Annotated in this window: 16 protein-coding genes and 2 pseudogenes; all 18 read right to left on the bottom strand. The window is 33.5% G+C overall.

The window, feature by feature from the left end; all coding sequences use genetic code 11:
• Positions 1-37 precede the first annotated feature (37 nt).
• On the bottom strand, positions 38-691 hold the full coding sequence (locus tag OB_RS06965; protein WP_011065735.1) for a DUF443 domain-containing protein: 654 nt from the start codon (positions 689-691) through the stop codon (positions 38-40).
• A 117-nt stretch (positions 692-808) separates the two neighbouring features.
• Positions 809-1,117, bottom strand: coding sequence for a DUF4176 domain-containing protein (locus OB_RS06960; RefSeq protein ID WP_041544509.1), 309 nt, complete (start codon positions 1,115-1,117; stop codon positions 809-811).
• A 106-nt stretch (positions 1,118-1,223) separates the two neighbouring features.
• Positions 1,224-1,907 carry a DUF443 domain-containing protein gene (locus tag OB_RS06955; RefSeq protein ID WP_231847001.1) on the bottom strand — a complete coding sequence of 228 codons (684 nt, stop codon included), beginning with the start codon at positions 1,905-1,907 and terminating at the stop codon, positions 1,224-1,226.
• A gap of 36 nt (positions 1,908-1,943) precedes the next feature.
• A pseudogene (locus OB_RS18895) lies at positions 1,944-2,081 on the bottom strand (DUF443 family protein); the annotation flags it as partial.
• Entirely contained in the window at positions 2,048-2,305 is a 258-nt protein-coding gene (locus tag OB_RS18890; RefSeq protein ID WP_407938094.1) for a DUF443 family protein, read from the bottom strand. The pseudogene OB_RS18895 and the gene OB_RS18890, both read right to left, overlap by 34 nt.
• Positions 2,306-2,358: 53 nt before the next feature.
• Complete coding sequence (locus OB_RS06950) at positions 2,359-2,892, bottom strand: hypothetical protein (protein ID WP_011065732.1); 534 nt, start codon at positions 2,890-2,892, stop codon at positions 2,359-2,361.
• A gap of 20 nt (positions 2,893-2,912) precedes the next feature.
• On the bottom strand, positions 2,913-3,137 hold the full coding sequence (locus tag OB_RS06945) for a hypothetical protein (RefSeq protein ID WP_197530219.1): 225 nt from the start codon (positions 3,135-3,137) through the stop codon (positions 2,913-2,915).
• A gap of 137 nt (positions 3,138-3,274) precedes the next feature.
• Complete coding sequence (locus OB_RS06940; RefSeq protein ID WP_011065730.1) at positions 3,275-3,733, bottom strand: hypothetical protein; 459 nt, start codon at positions 3,731-3,733, stop codon at positions 3,275-3,277.
• Between the two features lie 8 nt (positions 3,734-3,741).
• Entirely contained in the window at positions 3,742-3,984 is a 243-nt protein-coding gene (locus OB_RS18885) for a T7SS effector LXG polymorphic toxin (RefSeq protein WP_407938093.1), read from the bottom strand.
• A 31-nt stretch (positions 3,985-4,015) separates the two neighbouring features.
• A complete protein-coding gene (locus tag OB_RS06935; protein WP_011065729.1) occupies positions 4,016-4,327 on the bottom strand; it encodes a DUF4176 domain-containing protein in 312 nt (103 codons plus the stop codon).
• A gap of 145 nt (positions 4,328-4,472) precedes the next feature.
• Positions 4,473-4,984 (bottom strand): annotated as a pseudogene (locus tag OB_RS06930) (DUF443 family protein).
• Positions 4,985-5,055: 71 nt separating this feature from the next.
• Positions 5,056-5,544 (bottom strand): hypothetical protein, encoded by a 489-nt coding sequence (locus OB_RS06920; RefSeq protein ID WP_011065726.1) that lies wholly within the window; start codon positions 5,542-5,544, stop codon positions 5,056-5,058.
• Positions 5,545-5,722: 178 nt separating this feature from the next.
• Positions 5,723-6,034, bottom strand: coding sequence for a DUF4176 domain-containing protein (locus OB_RS06915; protein WP_011065725.1), 312 nt, complete (start codon positions 6,032-6,034; stop codon positions 5,723-5,725).
• Positions 6,035-6,155: 121 nt separating this feature from the next.
• Positions 6,156-6,803 (bottom strand): DUF443 domain-containing protein, encoded by a 648-nt coding sequence (locus OB_RS06910; RefSeq protein ID WP_011065724.1) that lies wholly within the window; start codon positions 6,801-6,803, stop codon positions 6,156-6,158.
• Positions 6,804-6,837: 34 nt separating this feature from the next.
• Positions 6,838-8,367 (bottom strand): LXG domain-containing protein, encoded by a 1,530-nt coding sequence (locus OB_RS17860; RefSeq protein ID WP_011065723.1) that lies wholly within the window; start codon positions 8,365-8,367, stop codon positions 6,838-6,840.
• A gap of 15 nt (positions 8,368-8,382) precedes the next feature.
• On the bottom strand, positions 8,383-8,688 hold the full coding sequence (locus OB_RS06900; RefSeq protein WP_011065722.1) for a TIGR04197 family type VII secretion effector: 306 nt from the start codon (positions 8,686-8,688) through the stop codon (positions 8,383-8,385).
• A 5-nt stretch (positions 8,689-8,693) separates the two neighbouring features.
• Positions 8,694-9,107, bottom strand: a complete 414-nt coding sequence (locus tag OB_RS06895) for a DUF5082 domain-containing protein (RefSeq protein ID WP_011065721.1) — start codon at positions 9,105-9,107, stop codon at positions 8,694-8,696.
• A 17-nt stretch (positions 9,108-9,124) separates the two neighbouring features.
• Positions 9,125-13,573, bottom strand: a complete 4,449-nt coding sequence (essC, locus tag OB_RS06890; protein WP_011065720.1) for a type VII secretion protein EssC — start codon at positions 13,571-13,573, stop codon at positions 9,125-9,127.
• Between the last annotated feature and the right edge of the window lie 28 nt (positions 13,574-13,601).

Raw genomic sequence — 13,601 nt, 5'->3', positions numbered from 1 at the left:
AAATTCCTCTCTGTAATTTTGGTTTTTTTATTTAAGACTAAACTGCCTTTTCATAATCTTTAAATTTTACAGTGGTATTACCTTCATCAACAGTAGGACGATTGGCAAGTAATAGAAGAAAGAAGAAACCGGACGCGATGATTAATATCATAATATTCCGAGTATCAATAAACCCTAAAAATAGAAATGAAACAAATCCTAAAAGACAAATATAGGCAGTTAAAAACTTAAAAACAAGGTTTGTTGAGCTTGGTCGAATCCATAATTTACTCCTTGGTAGTTCTTTTAGTTCAACAATGTTCTGCAATTTTTTTTGGCGCCTATAACTAATACCAAAATACAGAAAAGCCGTAAGTGCTATAGCAATTATAAGAAGTATATTGTTGATTAGTGGAGAACTTGGAATATTAAAATAATCCATTAAAGGGGCTAAAAGAATTCCGATTGCATATCCAAAACCTCCTAAAGACAGGATCCATGAACTTTCTAGCTTTTCTTTTTTCACCATCTTCAACTCTTCGACAATATCCTGATCTTCCACTTTAAATACGGGACTAGGAGTCAGCCAAAAAAGAAATGGAAAGATAATCTTCCAAAAAGATCGTTCCATATCCAGGATGTATTGTTCACTGTTAATGATTAAAATACGATATCGCATGTTTTTATCTAAATGGTTCACTTTACAATTCATTACATATCTCCTTATCACTTTATAAAATCTATTTTAAAAAGCTTGCCGCCCAATGGCTCACCTAAACTAAAGAAGCATATTTTTATATACTTCTTGATGTAAAGATAGTTTATTATTTTATTTCAACGGCCCTGCTACCGTACCTCTTTCAAATGTATTCCCATTTTCTTTCATCCAATTATCATAAATCTCTTGGAAACGTTCTTCTTCATCTTTGTATCCTTCCGATACTACTTTATCTATGTATTCCTCATTAAAGTAGAGTACATTATTCGGATCTAATCCTTGAGGGTAAATACATCCAGAATAGTCATACATTACACCCTTCTGTTCTTCGTTCTCTGACGGAAGTATTGGTGCACGGTTTAGGATCATTAACTTGCTTGTACCTTCTTTTAAATATACTATGGTTCCAATTGGTAACATAAAAAATTTCCTCTCTTTATTTATTAATTTCATATAATTCCTTCTAGCAACATCCTACAATTTTTCGGCAGATAATATAGATAAGCCATAAGTATTGTGCTTGTTACTAATCTTTGAATCTTACCGTTGTATTCCCTGGAGGTATAGTCATATAGGTAATCATAAATGATACAAATAAAAATACTACTCCTGGAACAAATATGAACATATCCCCAGTTTCAATAAATCCCATCAATGGGACAACTGTTAATGCCATAAAAAACAAGTAAGCGAAACATATATTAAAGAAAAACTTTAATGTTGGGGGCTTTATCCATATTTTTTTTCTTGGATAATGTGTATAATCAACTATTGCAGTTAAATTTTTTTCATGTCTCCTATTTACATATACAAAAACTGATAAAGCTATTATTAAAACAATAATAGTAATAATTAAATTAACCAATGATGTACTTGGTATGTTAAAAACATTTGCCAAAGGCCGTAATAAATTTGCTAGAAAAACTCCTCCTACAAGCCCTCCCAAGGCACCCGTTCCAGTACTTATTTTCTTTGGATGATTCTCTTGTGGTACTTCTAATTTCTCTATGATTTCGTGATTATCTATTTTGTATACAGGATTTGGTAACACCCAATGTAAGAAAGGAAAAATAATTTTCCAAATAGAATTTCCAAAGTCGAGAACATATTCTTCCCCATTTATTTCAAGAATTCTATATCTTAGATTTTTATATAACAATTGCACTTCACATTTCAAAATTATCTTACTCCTTAAAAATTCTCCGATCATCAATTTACTCTTACTTAGATATGTTATTCTTACTGACTAAACTGCCTCTTTATAATCTTTAAATCTCACAGTGGTATAACCTTTGTCAACAGTAACACGGTTGTCCATAAATAGAATGAAAAAGAAACCTGATAAGATGATTAATATAGCGATATTCCCCGTCTCAATATAAGTTCCAAACCTGGTACAATAATTCCTATTAGAAAAATATAAGCAGCAATAAACTTGAAAACGTGCTTAGTGGAGATTGGTTGAACCCTTAATTGATTACTTAGTAATCCTTCTAGTACAACTATATTATACAATCTCTTTTTACATCGCTGACTGATAGAAAAATATAGAAAAGTCATGAGGGTTAAAACAAGTATAAGAATTAACACGTTGACCAGTGTAAAAATCGGAATATTAAAATAATGTATTAAAGGTGCTAAAAGAATACCGAGTATCCCTCCTATTGAGAATAATCTTTAAATAGATTAAGTCTCTGTATTGATATGCTATTTAATAAAACACCTATAATTGCAAATAACATTAATGTGAATACTAACCAAATTATCCAACTAAATACTATAAACAAAACAGCTAATATTAATGATATAATTAATAGAATAGAAGTAATTATAATTTCTCTTTTTATTAACTTCATTCCTTTTTCGATAAGTTCTTTGATTTCTAAATCATTTATATATATTTCTACTAGATTTCCAGTATACTTATTATGTAAAGTTTTTCCTATGCTTATACCAACTCCTCCAGTTAAAATAACAATTAATAACTTTATTAATATAGGAAACTTTGTAAGATAAACTCCCGAAATTGCTCTTAAAAGACCTAAAGCCAATGCAAAAATAATCCAGTAGGTAACTTGATTATATTCTTTGTGAAATGCTCTATATACTTTATTTGAACTTCTATCTAAATAGATAGTATAACCCGAAGCCCCCTCTTTTCTTTCAGCGTATATCGGTATAAGTTTCTGTTCCATAAAATTCACCTCGAAGTTAATTATCCAAATACTGATCCTAGATTTCCAAAGAAGTCAGTTACAGCATCACCAACTTTTTTGGCAGTGTCTTTAACACTTCCAATTATCTTATCTTTATTATTGTACACACTGTCAAAAGCCATACTTCCAACTGTTCCGATAGTAAAGCCTATAACTCCTCCTATTATTGTACCACCAATTGGTAGAACGGAACCGATTGCCATACCTACTTTTGCTCCACCCACACCTATAGCAGTATGACTAACCGCTTTTATAGATGCATCGGCTACATTTTCACCATTAATTACCTGTATACCAAAATCTATAGCAGTACCAACAATTGAACTGCCATATTTAGCTCCAGTACGGACACTTTTAGTAGTTACTGATGGTGGTTCTGTTGTAGAAATGTCGTATTATCTCTTAACCACTTATTTATATTGGAAGCTATACTATTTGATAGTTCATCTATCAATTTTTTCTGCAATGGATTATTTAAAAATGCGGAAGATCCATAATTAGCCAATACATTTTCTATAGAATCAAATGTAGATTTATCCATTTCCCCATTTTCAAAATCTTTTTTAGCTTTATCATAAAATATTCTATCTTCTTCACTTATATCATCAATCTTTACTAAATTATCCACTAAGTCTGTTCGAATTTTCTCTTTTAAAGCTGTTAACCCCACATTATTGCCATTATTCTTATAATCAGTAAATCTTCCTTCACCTTCTACTGTGCCTGCATTTTCAATTGTCGTTGCTACTTGATTTAGCAAGTCTTCTATACTAGAAATCTCTCCTTGTCCTACACTAGTAATATCGGATATACTATTCATTGTCTTTCTTACTGTATCTTGTTGTCTATTTCTAGATCTTTTACGTAGTTACTCACAATAATAGTAGATTCACTTGTATCTACTCGTGATTGAAGCATTTCTAAATGCTTTTTTAGAGAATCATCTAAATCTGTAAATAAGTGCTCAAATGTTACTAAAATGGTTTTATGAAGATCATTAAAGTAATTCTTTACATTTGTTGCTAAAAAAACTGTAGATGTCTCTCCTAAACAAAAGAAGCATACTTTTATATGCTTCTTGATGTAAAGATAGTTAATTTTATTATTTCAACGGCCCTGAAACCGTTCCTTTTTTAAATGTATTTCCGTTTTCTTTCATCCAACTATCATAAATCTCTTGGAAACGTTCTTCTTCTTCATCTTTATAACCCTCAGATACTACTTTATCTATGTTTTCTTCATTAAAATAAAGTACATTATTTGGATCTAATCCTTGAGGATAAATACATCCAGAATAATCATACATTACACCCTTCTGTTCTTCGTTCTCTGTAGGTAGAATTGGTGCACGATTTAAAATCATCAACTTACTCGTACCTTCTTTTAAATATACTATGGATCTTATTGGTAACATAAAAAAATTCCTCTCTGTAATTTTGGTTTTTTTATTTAAGACTAAACTGCCTTCTCATAATCTTTAAATTTTACAGTGGTATGACCTTCTTCAACAGTAGGACGATTGGCAAGTAATAGAAGAAAGAAGAAACCTGAGGAAATCATTAAATAGCGATATTTCCCGTGTCTATATAAGTCCCAAAACCTAGTATAATAAATCCAATAAGAAAAGTATAAGCTGCTATAAATTTAAAAACATGCTTAGCGGAACTTGGTTGAATCCTTAATTGATTCCTTGGTAATCCTTCTAGTTCAACTACATTATACAATTTCTTTTTACGTTGATAACTTATAGAAAAATATAGAAAAGCCGTTAGACCTAAAACAAGTATAAGAAGTATGATGTTGATAAATGGAGAAATCGGAAAATTAAAATAATCCATTAAAGGTGTTAAAAGAATACCGATCGCATATCCAAAACCTCCTAATGATATTATCCAAGAACTTTCTTTTCTTTTTTAGCTGTCTTTAACTGTTCCACAATATCTTGATCTTCTACTTTAAATACAGGACTAGGTATCAGCCAAAAAAGAATTGGAAAGATAATCTTCCAAACGGATCGTTCCATATCCAGGATGTATTGTTCACCGTTAATGATTAAAATACGATATCGCATGTTTTTATCTAAATGTTGTATTTCGCAGTCCATAATTATTCTTCCTTTCCTACTTATCAAAAAAATATGTTTTACGATGTTGAAAATGGATTTAATAAGTTCCAACTATTATGCAAACCCTGGCCAATGTTATCTGCCCAATCTGTTACAGTCTCCCAGCCCTTATCAAATTGTTGCCCTGCCCAATTCAGGCCATCTTGAATTCCAAATGAATTATTTGCATATGCAAATTCAAATAGTATAATACCTACTACCGGAGCAGCCATAATGCCGGCTGCCGCCCATCCTACCGGGTTAGAGACAAAAAGACTAGCTATGGCTGTAGCGCCTACCCCAGCCATTATTGAAGACAAATTATGTGCATAAGCTTCTCCCACAGTTTTATCATTATTAAGCGTATCAGAAAACATACCATAACCAAAACCTATGGTACCAAAAGCAGGACCTGCTGCTTTTCCATATTCTGCAACCTTGCCAGCTTTGTCAATTAAAGAACTAGAAGTATTCTTTATAGCATCTGTACTTACTACATTCGTTAAGTAAGCTGCCAATTCATTCATGGTGTTACCCAGTTTATCAGCAAAAACCGCTAACGCACCAGGGTTGCTTCCCAGGCTACTCTTGGCAGGTTATTTACAACGTACTCTACAAAATTGGGATTGTCAGTTACAAATTACCTCACCTAAACAAAAGAAGCATACTTGTATATGCTTCTTGATGTGCAGATAGTTTATTTTCTTATTTCAAAGGGCCTAATACAGTTCCTTTTTCAAATCTATTCCCATTTTCTTTCATCCAACTATCATAAATCTCTTGGAAACGTTCTTCTTCTTCATCTCTATATCCCTCAGTAACTACTTTATCTATATTTTCCTCATTAAAGTACAGTACATTATTCGGATCTAACCCTTGGGGGTAAATACATCCCGTATAGTCATACATTATTCCTTCTTGTTCTTTGCCCTCCGCTGGAAGAATTGGTGCTCTGTTTAGAATCATTAACTTACTTGTACCTTCTTTTAAATATACGATTGATCCAATTGGTAACATAAAAAATTTCCTCTCTTTAATTATTAATTCCATAGTATTCTGCTAGTTCAGACAAAATCCTACAATTTTTTGGCATATATATGATAGATAAAATAGATAAGCCATAATATTGTGCGTGTAACTAATCTCTGAATCTTACCGTTGTATTACCAACAAGTATAGTAAAATAGTTAATCATAAAGGTTACAAACAAAAAAAATATCGAACCAAAAAAAATGATTATATTCCCTGTTTCAATAAATCCCATTAATGGGACAACTGTTAATGCCATAAAAAACAAATAAAAGAAACATAAGCTAGAGAAAAACTTTAATGATGGCGGCCTTATCCATAATTTTTTTCTAGGGTAATGCTTATAATCAACTATTGCAGTTAAATTATTTTTACTTCTAGTATTTATATATATAAATACTGATAAAGCTATAATTACAACCAAGATAGTAATAATAAAATTAATCAATGATGTACTTGGTATATGAAACATATTTGCCAGTGGTCGAATTAAACTAGCTAGAAAAACTCCAATGAGTCCTCCCAAGGCACCCGTTCCTGCACTTATTGTCTTTGGTTGTTCCCGTTCTGGTACTTTTAATCTCTTTACAATTTCATGATTATCTAATTTGTAAACGGGATTAGGTAATACCCAATGTAAGAAAGGAAAGATAATTTTCCAAACTGAATTTCCCATATCTAGAATATATTCTTCTTCATCTATTTCAAGAATTCTATACCTTAAATTTTTAAAAACAAATTGTACATTACAATTCATGTAATATCTTCACTCCTTTTCTATACACGAAAAACTAACTAAACGGATTAATGCTATCAAGTCCACTACTAAAAGCATCACCAATTTTATTTACTTGATCTCCTACCCAGCCTATGCCTTTATCCACTTGTTCGTCTACCCAGTTATAACCATTACTTAACTGTTCTCCAGCCCAATCCAATTTTTGACCGGCCCAATCTGCTCCTTCTTGTATATTTAAGAAATTATTATCATACGCCCAATTAGCTAATGTTGTTGCAATGGTTCCTCCGACAACAGTACCAGCTAATGCCCAACCTATTGGATTAGAAATTAACCCCATTGCTCCTAAACTTTTAAACCCTACTGTAATTCCAACACCAGTAAGAAAACCAAAACCGCTAGAATAAGTATTTTTTGCAATTGCCTCTCCTGCAGTTTTATCAGTTTGTGTGAGATCACTGTACGTACCAATTACAATACTAACACCTAGTAACGATCTACTTACCGCTTTTCCTACCTTCAACATTTTGTCACCTTGATTTTTTAAAAACATTGAAGTAGAAGATGGTTTGTTAGCATTCATATGCTTTACTAGTTCAGATCTAGTTAAACTATTATCTCCCGCATCATTTATACTTTGACTTAGAAAACCAGCGATTCCATTAAAGTTAAAATTTTCCTCAAAAACATCAAAATTATCAATCACATACTTTATAAAATTCTCCGATACTTCTTCGTCCAAATTCTCTTCATTTTGAAGCTTTTTCAGTTCATTTATATAGCCATAGTATTCGGATTCTTCAATTTCACCATTTTGTAAATCCATATATGCTTTATTCAATATCTCTTGCGAAGACTCATCCATATCCTTCAATGCAGTATCCTTAGCTTTTCTAGCTTCATCAAGCATAACTTCTCTTTTTTCAGCATTATAATCCTTTAAATAGGATAACCCTAAAGTGGTTGAAGTTCCGATATAATCAGTAAATCTGCCTTTACCTTCTACCGTGCCTGCATTTTCAATTGTCGTTGCTACTTGATTAAGCAAATCTTCTATACTAGAAATCTCTTCTTGTCCTACACTAGTAAACGAATTTAGTTCTTGTTCTAGATTTGTAATAATCTTTATTACATCATCTTTATCGGCTTCTGGTGGGTAATAATTCGGATGAATGGCACTAGTAATATCAGATACACTATTCATTGTTTCTCTTACTTTATCTTGTTCTAGACTCAACTTTTCCCAATCTTCCTTGATGTCTAGTTCTAGATCTTTTACGTAGTCACTAACAATAATAGCAGATTCACTTGTATCTACTCGTGATTGAAACATTTCCAAATGCTTTTTTAGGGAATCATCTAAATCTGTAAATAAGTGCTCAAATGTTACTAAAATGGTTTTATGAAGATCATTAAAGTAATTCTTTGCATTTGTTGCTGTTTTTCCAGAAAATGATTCCAATGAATTTAATCTATCAATACTTTCACTAATACTATTAAGACTTGTTTTAATATCCGCTGTAGAAGAATTAACATCCTCTGATAATTCTATCACTTCGGATATGTCAACCTTATGTCCCATCTATATCCTCCTTTGCTAGAGTAATTTTTGTGGTCCATCTAATACATTCGTACTTGCTTGTGCCAAGCCTTCATCATTCTCTCTGATGTTCTCTCCAGTATGGGCTAATGTATTGATATCTGATTCTAAAAGGCTTTTATATCGTTGCAACAAATCTACTGCTCTTATTACATTTTCTAGGTCTTTTGTAAATGGTTGAATATTTGTTTTATCAAATGTTCGGTTCTTTTGAATACTACTCACTAGATTCGAAGAGGAGGTCCTTAACGCATCTACACTTGATTGAAATTCACTTAGATTAATACCTATCTCCACGACCATTTAAATCACTCCTTTTCCAATTGACTTATTTGCCATTCCAGATTACCGAGTGAGGTTTCTAAGTTATTTAATCCTGTTGTTAGGGACGTTTTTTCTAACTCATAACGTTGTATATCCTCATCCATATTTATCTTTACTTCTTCTGATTTAGTTACAAAATGCCTCGTACTATCTTTGTAGTTGCTGTAGGCTTCATTATAGTTATTTTCTTCTTTTCCATTCCAATTTGAATTATTGACTAAGATTCCTTGAATGGAATTATTTAGGTTGTAAAGATTGGAATTCGTTGCATCCATTTGACTAGAAGCTATTCTTAATCGAGTTATCTTATCTTCTAATGCAGAGATATTATTTTTCGTATCTGCCATCGCACTCAAAACGGTTCGTTTCTGACCATATAACTGACTCAGAGATGTCATTAACTATATTCCCCTCCCTACTCCGGTATTTTCACTTTCACATGTTGGTGATCCAATGCCACATAACATTCATATTTATTCGGGTATTTCTCTTGTCGTATAAATGGTTGTTTAAACATATCTTGATCTCCAAGACGCATGCTGAGTAAACCAATCATTGCTTGGCCACGGAAGTATTTTGGTACTTGTTCATAACTCATGCCTAGATAGCTGTATTCACTGCATATAATGAAATGAATGCCGACTTTACTTCCTTTATCAATCATGGTTGAAGCATCGTCTGCAGATAGACCTGTTCGTTCAACAAAATCTTGTAGATTTGCAATTTGCACTAGCCATTTTTGTTCATTAGCTGTACCCTCTTTTGAACGTTTTTCAATTTCATTAATAAGTTCAGCTTTCATTGTTCGTAAGCCATCTGTTTCAGACATGTACGTATTCATATTGCTGCCGATGTCTTTGAATTTTTGTTCCACCGTATCGATTAGTATCGTTTGATACGAATTGTCCATCATTGCTACATTTTTGGCGACGGATTGGATCATTCGATCTAATCCATCCTTTCGATCACTCATTACGGTTAGATTTTCATATTGTGCTGGATTAAAACCTACTGGCATAACTTCTTCAAAATCCAATCCTAGTGGAACTTTTTGTTCATCTACTAGTTTCTTCGTACGACGTTGGTTCTTGAATTGCTCAAAGTCTACAACACCTTCAGGCATCATCGGAATTGACTCAGGGTATTCTCCATCCCACGCTTCTTCCATGGCTTTCGCAGTTGCTTGTAGCTTATCAATGATTTCAAGAGCTTCTTCCCCATTTTCAGGGAGCATTGTCTGGAATAACGCTGGTTCTTCAAGTTTTACAAGTCCTCGACCAGCAATTTCCTCGAGTTCAATGTCTGTTCGACCAACAATCGATCTAGCTTCAGTTGTTTCAATTAAGAACAGTGCAATTTGAGTTTTTATATTTGATAGTAATGGCATGCGCATTGCACTTTGTCGTCCAGCACTAATAATAAGATGAATACCAATACTTGCACCTTCTCTAGCAATCTGAGTAATAATTCTCTCAAAATCATCTACAAATTCCGCGTCTCGTACAGATTCATAGTTATCGATAACTAGACTTATATTGGGTACTGTTTCTCCACTCGCCTTTTCAAACATTTCAATATTTGCTACTCCATACTTACTAAGCTGTTGTTTTCGTTGTTTTACGATTGAGGAAATCATACGAACGAGCTTTCCAATTTTCTCTTCCTCATCAATTAAGAATGTATCTGCTACATGAGGAAGGTTTTTCAATGGAAGTAGTCCATTCGTTCCGAAATCTAGTAAATACACATGGAAATGTTCTGGATTATGCTGTCGTGCTAAGTCCATTACTACTGTTTGTAAGAACGTAGATTTTCCATAACCAGGGCTCGAGAATACAGCTAAGTGCCCATCTTTCGATAAGTTTAATGTTAATGGTGATTGTTTTTGTAATTCTGGCTGGTCAAGCAGCCCAATCATTGGTTGTAAAGGCTTCTTTGGTTCCTTCCATGCTTCTTCAAACGCAACTGCATGTAGCTCTGGTCCGAAAATTTTCTCAGGCAATGGCGGCAACCATGGTTTTGCTAAAGGTTCCATTTCCTGCTTCTCGGTATAATCTGCAATATGATCAATAACTGCATCTAATTCTGTAGGTATTTTTTCTACTTCTTCCTTATGCTCCAAACCGCTTAGGTCCTCTGTTAAAATATCATATTGACCGAGCTCGTTGATGGCATAGATTGTCATATCAACATAATCTTGTTCACTTTTATCTGGGATATAGTCAGCTCCACTCCATGCACTCTGGAATAATTCATAGATCTCATTGTTACCGACTTGCAAGTAAGCTCGACCTGGTAAGGTAATTTCAGCAGCATCCGGTGTTTTTAGAATTTCATTTGAATCTCCAGCATTTTGTACTTTTAAAGCAAGCTTAAATTTCGAGTTAGACCAGATTTGATCGTCCACCACTCCACTTGGTTTTTGTGTCGCGAGAATCAAGTGAATTCCTAAGGAACGACCAATACGTGCTGTAGAAACTAATTCTTTCATAAAATCTGGTTGTTCCGATTTCAATTCCGCAAATTCATCAGAAATTAAGAATAAATGCGGCATTGGTTCAGTAACTTTCCCTTGTTTAAATAATTTCTGGTATTGATTGATATGATTTACTTCATGCTCTCCAAATAATCGTTGTCGCTTCTGTAATTCTGCTTTAATCGATGCAAGTGCACGCATTGATTGTGCTTTATCCAAGTTCGTAATGGTTCCCATGAGATGTGGTAGTTTAGCAAATAGGTTCGCCATTCCCCCACCTTTATAGTCAATAAGTAGAAATGCAACTTCATAAGGGTGAAAGTTAACTGCAAGCGATAAAATATACGATTGAATGATTTCTGATTTACCAGAACCTGTCGTACCTGCGACCAATCCGTGTGGTCCATGGGCTTTTTCATGTAAGTTAAGTTGGACAAGGTCTTCTTTCCCTCTTAACCCTAATGGAACAGCTAAACTTTTATACGTCTCGTTTTGACTCCAACGAGTTTGAATATTTAATTCTTCTACTTTTTCCACATTATATAGTTCTAAAAATGTCACTTGCTCCGGAATCGAGTTTTTCAGATTTTGCAAATGATTAATTGGAGCTAAAGCACGTGATACAACCTCTTTATTAAAGTGTTTTGGAAAATGATCTGGTTTAAAGCTTTTATTGACAAGTTCGGTTTCTTCCAAAATGATTTTTCCTTCATTTGCATCACGAATATCAATTACTGTCTTCACATGTTCTGGTAAAGCGCGCATTACATCTTGAACAAATACAATTGACACACCCAATTCACTAGGATCTTCATTAAAGAATTCCATAATCGTATGATCCAGAATTAATTTTTCATCGGTGACGAGCACAACATAATGCGGTGAGAAAAACAATTTCTCATTTGTATTACTTTTCTCTTCAACAAGCTGTTTTCTTTCTTTTAATACTTGATACATGGAATGAAGTACTTGGTCACGAGAACGTTCATGATATACAAATCCTCGTACGTTGATATCTCTTACACTCGCATGTGGCATCCAACGCATCCAATCCCATTCTTTCTTTTCTTCTTCCGGGAATATCGTAATAAACTGTAAATCATGATAACTATGAAATAATGATAATTGCATCACAATCAATTGTAATTGTTCTAACACTAATTTACGTTGACCGATATAGCCCACAGGACCTTTCGCTAAGGATGTGACAACGGGAACATCTCGCAACTCATTAAATTGTCCTAACAAGTCTCTAGCAGCATCGACAAGTTCATCTTCCTCTTGAGTGAATTCTTCTTCGTTAAATTCGATCTCAAAACTTGAATCCACACGCCCTAGTCCTGTTCGGAAATTAAGAAAATCATGATGATACATTGTTTTTTCATAGATTCTTGCTTCAATATTCGTTACCATCTCCCTAATTTTCTCTACATCAGGATAATGATAGTGCAATGCGTGGCGTTGTTCCTCACTTGCCTCAAATAATTCTTTTGTTTTTCGTTGCAAATACTTTTTATACGTTTCTTCTCGGTGCTTCATATCCGCTTTATACTTTTTCACACTTTTCACATAAGAGGTTATAGAAAAGATAATAGTAACCACCGTCACTGCCAACATAGCAATAATAAATATTCCTCGTGGTTGCACCAATGAAATAATTACTAACGCAGCTATCATAACTAAAGGAGGTACTATGGTACGTGCTAATTGTTCACTTGGTTTAGATGGTTTATTAGCTGGTTTGGCAATGGTTCGTTTATCGTCCGGCTCTCTATAAATGATTCTCGGGGAACGATGATAATCAGGATAATCATCCTCATAAGGGTTGTATAAATCGATTAATTCGGTTAATCGTGTCTTCATTTCTCTATTAGACCTTAATTCTAAATGCTCAGGATGGACCGTAATAGATACACCCTCTATGAACAATTGATCACCAACATGAAGTACTCTATCCTCATTAATGTAACCGTAGTTATAGAATACATCTCCATCTTGTATATCTAAATAAAAGGTAGAATGGTCCTTACCTCTTACCAATACAATATCTGCATTCCAACTCGATATAGACACATCATTATATTCTTGAGATCCAAAAGTAATAGAGTGGTATCCAGCTATGTCATAATAGATTGTTTGTTCTTCATCCTGTACATAAAAATGAATTGTTTTATCCTTAAGGTCCACTCGTTCCATCTTATTAATTTCGGTATCCAGATAAATTAATTTACTGCCATCCCATTCTAATGTGATCTCCTCATCCATCTCAGGTATTGTTACTTGATTTGACCAGGAATTACCGATCGTAATTAGTCGATTTGTACTATCCGGTAAATGGCATTTATGCAATTGATCTTGAAATGCTACAAATAAAATATGTCCTGCCATCTTTTTGTTCTCCCTTTCTATTCAAGCT

Source organism: Oceanobacillus iheyensis HTE831 (genome assembly GCF_000011245.1).
Taxonomy (GTDB): domain Bacteria; phylum Bacillota; class Bacilli; order Bacillales; family Amphibacillaceae; genus Oceanobacillus; species Oceanobacillus iheyensis.
This window is presented reverse-complemented; position numbering and strand designations above follow the sequence as displayed.